Genomic DNA, 1374 nt, shown 5'->3' with positions numbered 1-1374 from the left:
GTACGTGTACCCGGCCGCCGTGCCGGAGGTGACGGACGCGGAATGGGCGGACCTGGTGGCGAAGGGCGGGTGGCGCACCCTGCGGCACACCCAGGTCGGTGTGCTCGGGGTGGACGGGCTCCACATGCCCAACCACCGGCTGGTGGAGCTCACCGCGCTGCCCGCCACCGTGGACGACGTCCCGGCGCTGATGGAGGCGTACGGGCTGAAGTCGCTGTGGCTGCACAAGGACGTGCTGCCCAAGCTCGGGCTGCCCGCCTACGACCAGGCGAAGCCGGGCGGCCCGCAGGGCGCCCAGCTCTGCGAGTGGGGCACCCCCGGACCGGTGCTGGCCAAGATGGTGCCGGAGTCCGGGGTGTCCTGCTGGATGACGCTGACCACGCAGGCCGGGGAGCGGCTGACCGTGGCGATCCCGGCCTACGAGGACCGGTTCGACAAGGTCGGGCTGGTCGGGCGCGGCGGCTTCGGCGGCGCGGAGGACGCGGCCACGCTACTGGACGCGCTGATGGTCTACCTGCTGTCCACCCGTCACGGGCGGGACAAGCGGGACGTGATCCCGTACTACCTCAACCCGAACAAGACGGCCGAGGACTACGCCGGGGGCGTGGAGCGCGACGACGTGGTGTGCGAGGCGATCCGGGCCGGGCAGGTCCCGCCGGTGAAGCACCACGTGATGGTGCGCCCCCAGTGGAGCCGCCCGATCACCGAGGAGGAGCAGCAGGCCGGGTACCTGCACAAGTTCGACCGGGTCGCGGCCTACCTCGCGGCGTACAGCAGCGTGGTGCTCGGGGTCGGCGAACCGGTGCACGCCGAGACCCCGATCGCCTACGACAAGGCGTGCGCGGGCATGTGGCGGGTCGCCAGCATCCCGGGCACCGGGGACGAGCGGCTGCCGGAGCTGCGGTTCACCGAGGAGCCCGAGGGCGGGTTCTGGCTCTTCGGGCCGGACGTGGACCTGCTGATCGAGCTGTACCCGGCGTGGGTGCCAGACGTGGTGGAGGCGTACTACTGGCCGAACTCCAAGCGGGCGCTGGAGGGCATGTACCGGCGGATGCACCGCAGCCGGGCGTACATCGTGGAGGCTCACGCGGCGGGCCGCCCGGGCGCGCGGTGGGCCTGTACGAGAAGGACGTCTTCTACCGCCCGGACTGGGCGCAGCTGATCCTGTCGCTGGCCATGGCCAACACCTACCGGGCGCTGGTGAAGTACGCGAAGGCCGGCCGCTACCCGCTGAGCCTGTACGTGGACGCCGCGACCTACACCAGCGACAGCCCCGACCCGGCCATCGCCAAGCCCGAGCCGATGGTGCTGGGCACCAGCGGCGGCACCTGGACCAGTGAGGCGGTCGCCGCGATGGCCGACCTGCGCGAGCGG

The 1374-nt window shown here is 72.2% G+C and carries 1 protein-coding gene and 1 pseudogene; both read left to right on the top strand.

What is annotated here, in order from left to right:
- Positions 1–1162: pseudogene (locus ACZ63I_RS35050) on the top strand (hypothetical protein); the annotation flags it as partial.
- A 14-nt stretch (positions 1163–1176) separates the two neighbouring features.
- Positions 1177–1374: hypothetical protein (locus ACZ63I_RS35045; RefSeq protein ID WP_469343584.1), on the top strand; the 198-nt coding region annotated here is incomplete at its 3' end.

The sequence above is a fragment of the Streptomyces sp. NPDC087906 genome (assembly GCF_055584925.1).
This window is presented reverse-complemented; position numbering and strand designations above follow the sequence as displayed.